Here is a 6,000-nt window from a genome sequence, read left to right on the forward strand (position 1 = left end):
TTTGTGCACAATCTTTCAGGCTGATAATTAATTTATAAAGAAGCTACGTGTGCAGCTAAATCTACAAGTTTAGATGAATAACCATATTCGTTATCATACCAAGCGATTAATTTGAAGAAATTATCGTTAAGCGCGATACCAGCTTCAGCATCAAAATTACAAGTATGAGCATCAGATACGTAATCCTGACTCACTACAGCTTCATCTGTATAAGAAATCACTCCTTTGTAATCTCCATCAGCAGCTTTTTTGAATGCAGCTTTGATATCATCGTAAGAAGCAGCTTTTTCAGTTTTTACAGTTAAATCTACAACAGAAACATCTGTAGTAGGAACTCTAAATGCCATACCGGTAAGTTTTCCTTTTAAAGAAGGAATTACCTTTGTTACGGCAACTGCAGCTCCTGTAGAACTTGGGATAATGTTAGCCATAGCACTACGACCTAATCTAAAGTTCTTCTTAGATGGTGAATCTACAGTAAACTGAGTAGAAGTAGATGCATGAACAGTCGTCATTAAACCTTCCACAAGACCAAACTCATCATCAATAACTTTTGCAAGCGGTGCAAGACAGTTTGTAGTACAAGAAGCGTTAGAAACGATATCCTGATCTGCAGTTACTTCATGATGATTCACTCCCATCACAAACATCGGTGCTGTTTTAGATGGTGCAGAGATCACCACTTTTCTCGCTCCGGCTTCAAGGTGAGCTTTTGCATTATCAAGATCGGTAAAGATTCCTGTACAATCCAATACAACTTCTGCTCCTGCATCATTCCATTTTAGGTCTGCTGGATTTTTTTCTGCGCTCACTCTAATGGTTTTACCATCCACAACAAGATTCCCGTCTTTAACCTCTACAGAACCTTTAAATTTCCCGTGAACAGAATCATATTTTAAAAGGTAAGCCAAGTGATCTACATCAAGTAAATCGTTAATAGCTACTACCTCTACTTTTTCGCTTTGTGCTGCTATTCTAAAGGCTATACGCCCAATTCGGCCAAAACCGTTAATTCCAATTTTTGTACTCATTTTTCTATTTTTAAAGTTTAAACTGAAGTGATGTCTGCCACCCTTCTTAATTCTTTATCATATTTTGCCTCACCATTAATGGCTACGGTAAGCGGTACGCGAACTACCTTTTGATGGCTTAAGCCAATCATTACTTTAGAGTCCCCGTCCAGTAGAGCTTCTACAGCCCCTACTCCTAATTTACTTGCCAGAACGCGATCAAAACAACTTGGTCGCCCTCCTCTTTGAATATGTCCCAAAACAGATACCCTAATATCGTATCCTTCTAAATGCTCTTCTACATATTCTGCAAGCTGAAAAATATTTTTCCCGCTTTTTTCTCCTTCGGCTACTACTATGATGCTGGAAAGCTTGCCGGACATTTTACTCTTTCTTAATGATTCCAACATACGTTCTACTCCTTCTTCTTCTTCCGGAATCAAAATCTCTTCGGCTCCTGCTCCTATTCCACTATTAAGAGCAATGTCTCCCGCATCTCTTCCCATAACTTCAATAAAGAATAATCTATTATGAGAACTGGCAGTATCTCTAATTTTATCTATGGCATCCACAACTGTATTTAATGCAGTATCATATCCCAATGTAAAATCTGTACCGCTAATATCATTGTCGATTGTAGCCGGAATCCCAACTATTGGAAGATCAAACTCCTGACTAAAATAAACGCCACCCGTAAAAGTACCATCTCCGCCGATAACCACCAAAGCGTCAATGTTATTTTTTGTTAATTGCTCATAAGCTCTTTTTCTTCCTTCTATGGTCTTAAACTCCATAGAGCGAGCAGATTTAAGGAAAGTCCCCCCTTTATTGATAATGTTTCGTACAGATCTGGCATTAAGTTCTTCAAAGTCTCCTTCCATTAAACCCTGATAACCTCTGTAGATCCCTACACACTCCACATTATAAAAAGAACAAGCTCTAACGACCGCTCGGATTGCGGCGTTCATTCCGGGTGCATCTCCCCCGGATGTTAAGACACCAATTTTTCTTATTGTATTTGCCATCACCTCAAATCTATTTTAAATCTTAAATATAACCTAATTTGCATTTAAACTAAATCGATTTCGGTTGATAACTAATAAAAACAGCCCTAAATGAGGGCTGTTTTTATCATTTTGTGAATTTTACTACTGAATTATTAAAATTTTATATTCCCAGGGAGAAAATTGAAATTTTTGATTTTTTTCAATCACGAAAACTTTTTCGTTATTCATATAATCAATAAACTGGCCTTCCAGGTCAATATTGAACTCTTTTTTACGATCAGAAAGATTTCCTATAAAAATTACCTCATCATCATTTTGTTGCCTTTTGAAACTAAAAATCACATCCTCTTCTGAATTTTTAATGGTTGAATAACCAGCTTTGGTTTTCGAGCCGTCTAGAGCCGGACTTTCATTTTTTAATTTTCCAAGTTTCGATAAAATTGGCCAGAATTTATTTTGCTTATGTGGAATAGTATCTTTTTCGAAAAAGCGTAAGCGTTTTTGCATATCGTATTCCTGTCCGCTATAAATCAAAGGCATTCCCGGCAATGTAAAGCTTAAAGCCGTCATGACCTCTGCCGCATTACCCATTCGTTCATTTACCGTTCCGTTCCAGCTATTTTCATCATGATTGGTAACAAAATTCATCAGATAATCATCCTCCTGGTAGTTCGTGTCAATTTTCTTCATATAATCACTCAGATCCTTCGCATTTTGCTTTCCCTGTGCAATGGCATTTAGAATATGATGACCTTCCCAGTTATATCCCATATCAAAAGCTTTTTCAAAAAGATCTTTATCTTCAGATTCTGCCAACATAAAAATCGGTTTAACCTGCTTCATTTCTTCTACCGCAGATTCCCAAAATTCTGTTGGTACTTCCCCGGCAACATCACATCGAAAACCATCAATATTTTGCTCTTCTACCCAATAACGCATATCCTTACGCATTTCAGTCCACAATGCTTTATTGTCGTAATTAAGATCAGCTACATCTGTCCACCCCCAGCTCTCGCCAGTATCAGGATTTATAGGGTCTATAATCTCTCCGTTTTCGTTTTTAGTATAAAATTCGGGATGTTCTTCAATCCAAACATGATCCCAGCCGGTATGATTTGCTACCCAATCCAGGATCACATACATGCCGTTTCCATGAGCTGTTTTTACCAATTCCTGAAAATCCTCTAGAGTTCCAAATTCGGGATTAATTCCCGTATAATCTGAAATTGCGTAATAACTGCCTAAAATCTTTTCACGCTCTTTAGGGTCTTCAATTTCTTCTGCAAACCGGCCATCTGCGGCTTTTCTTTTTACAGAGGATATTGGATACACTGGCATTAACCAGATCACTTTTACACCAAGCTCTTTTAACTGCGGAATATCCTTCGTAAATGCTGCAAAAGTACCTTCAGGAGAGTATTGCCGAATATTCGCTTCGTAAATTACCGATTGTCCTAAAATACTATCGTTTATAGGTGCCAGTGTTTTCCCTTTTTCGTCCTCTTTTTTAACCGACTTTTCAGAAGTTTCGTTTTTACAGGCAGCAAGCAGGGAAACTGCCAGCGCCGCTATTATAAATCGTTTCATTTTTTATTGAAGTTGAATTAACATGGCATCCTGTGCAGGAATGCTCAAAGTTTCATTTAGCTGAATGTCTTTTCCTGAAATAATTTCTTTTCCAGAGGTGGAACCTTGAATTCCTTCAGCATATTTCTTTAAATCTAAAGTCTGTTCTTCAGCATTATTATTGATAATAACCATTACCCGGTTTTTATCATTATACCTAAAATATACATATACATTATTTTCTGGTAAAAACTGAAGCATTTTACCAAACTGCAATACTTTATTTTCTTTTCTGAAATTCAGTAATTTTGAAGTCAGATCAAAGTATTTCATTTGGTTTTCAGTTCTGTCTTCCGCATTAAAGGCAGATTGTTCATCACCTTCCCAACCACCTGGAAAATCCTGTCTAATCGCGCCGTCGCCTTTTCCTTTATCGCCTCGCATTCCTATTTCATCTCCGTAATAGATTTGAGGCGTACCACGTACCGTAGCGATCATGGTCATCGCCATTTTATATTTTTTAAAATCACCATCGTAAATCTCATTAAATCTACCCGTATCATGATTGCCCATAAACACCATCAAATTATCGGTATCGGCATATAAGAAATCGTTCACAAAATTCTCATAGGCTTTAATCATTCCTCGATCCCAACTGGCATCCTGCTCATGAAACATCGATGTCATCGCATCATGTAAAGTGAAATCCATCACCGATGGTAAATTAGAATTGTAATCCTGAATTGCGCCTATGGGGCTATCTTTTTGCCAGTAGCTAATTTGCGCCTGGTCGTGCATCCAAACTTCCCCAACGATATTAAAATATGGATATTCGTCCATGATCGCTTTCGTCCATTTCGCAATCCCTTTTTTATCATTATAAGAATAGGTATCAACACGAAATCCGTCTAAACCAGAATATTCGATCCACCAGATCGCATTCTGAATCAAATAGTTTAACACTAAAGGATTACTCTGATTTAAATCGGGCATTGTACCGGTAAACCAGCCGTCTACACAGTATTTAAAATCACGTGCTGATTTGTGCGGATCGTATTGCGTAGTCATTCTATAATTAGAATTCTCATAACCCGGGAATTGATGTACCCAATCATACGTAGGTAGATCTTTAATCATCCAATGCTCACTACCCCAGTGGTTGGTTACATAATCCATAATTAGCTTCATATCTTTTTGATGAAGCTCATTGGCCAAACGCTTATAATCTTCGTTAGTTCCGTAACGTGGATCTATTTTATATACATCGCTTTGCGCATAAGTATGATAGGAATAACCGGCATCATCATCGGCTAGTAAAGGTGTGCTCCAAAGCGCTGTAATCCCAAGCTTTTTTAAATAATCTAAATGATCGATCACCCCCTGAATATCACCACCGTGACGACCGCCTTGTTTAGAACGATCGGCTTTTTCCTGCATTTCTGCAGAAGAATCATTATCCGGATTTCCATTAGCAAAACGATCGGGCATAATTAAATAAATCGCATCACTCGCATCAAAACCTTCTCTTAACGCCGAATCTTCGTCTCTTTGCTTTAATTCGAAAGTTTTGGTGATATTTCTTTTACCTTTTTTACTGAAGTTAAACTCATAATTTCCCGCAGGAAGTGCTGAAGAATTTATTGTTACAAATACATAATTTGGATTCTCGGTTTTTCGAATATTATTGATGATTACCTCATCTTCTGAAGAAACTTCGTACGTGCCGATATTTTTTCCGTAGAACATAATTTGAAGTTCTTCCAGATTCATATCGCTCCACCAAAAAGGCGGCTCCATTTTATCGATTTGTGCCTGCGCTACTCCTGAAATTAATAACAGGAGCAACACAAGATTATATAATTTAGTTTTCATTTTTTTGTTTTCAGTTTTCAGCTTACAGCTTTTAGCGATCTGCTATAAGCCATTAGTTTTGGGTTAAATAAGAATTCTGGACACTAATTTTCATTCGTGGAAAGATTTCTCCGCTTCACTTTGTTTCGGTCGAAATGACTTAAATTTAATGGTTATTTCAAAGTTTAAGATCCGACATTAATTTTCAAATTAACACATTAGTACATTTTCAAATTAACTGATCTCAGTTCTATTTCTTCGAATTCTCTTCAATATCAAAACTCGAAGTAACATTCTTTCGCGAAAAAAATTTTCCACTCCACTATGTTTCGGTCGAAATGACAACTCATTTCAAGAATAATTCAAAATTTAAGATTCAATATTAATTTTCAAATTAACGCATCTTCACATTTCCAAATTAATTGATCTCATTTCTATTTTCTTCGAATTCTCTTCAATATCAACACTCGAAGTAACATTCTTTCGTGAAAAGATTTCTCGACTCCACTTTGTTTCGGTCAAAATGACAACGAATTTTAGATCTAATTCAAAGTTTAAGATCCGAC

Annotated in this window: 4 protein-coding genes; all 4 read right to left on the reverse strand. The window is 36.9% G+C overall.

Going from position 1 to position 6,000, the window contains the following annotated elements; all coding sequences use genetic code 11:
- Positions 1-32: 32 nt before the first annotated feature.
- Positions 33-1,031, reverse strand: coding sequence for a type I glyceraldehyde-3-phosphate dehydrogenase (gene gap, locus AC13DP_RS18475; protein WP_347406945.1), 999 nt, complete (start codon positions 1,029-1,031; stop codon positions 33-35).
- A 17-nt stretch (positions 1,032-1,048) separates the two neighbouring features.
- Positions 1,049-2,035, reverse strand: coding sequence for a 6-phosphofructokinase (gene pfkA, locus AC13DP_RS18480; RefSeq protein ID WP_347406944.1), 987 nt, complete (start codon positions 2,033-2,035; stop codon positions 1,049-1,051).
- Between the two features lie 123 nt (positions 2,036-2,158).
- On the reverse strand, positions 2,159-3,604 hold the full coding sequence (locus AC13DP_RS18485; protein WP_483068255.1) for an alpha-amylase family glycosyl hydrolase: 1,446 nt from the start codon (positions 3,602-3,604) through the stop codon (positions 2,159-2,161).
- Between the two features lie 3 nt (positions 3,605-3,607).
- Positions 3,608-5,455, reverse strand: a complete 1,848-nt coding sequence (locus AC13DP_RS18490) for a glycoside hydrolase family 13 protein (protein ID WP_483068256.1) — start codon at positions 5,453-5,455, stop codon at positions 3,608-3,610.
- Positions 5,456-6,000 lie beyond the last annotated feature (545 nt).

Source organism: Zunongwangia sp. L-65, assembly GCF_056859415.1.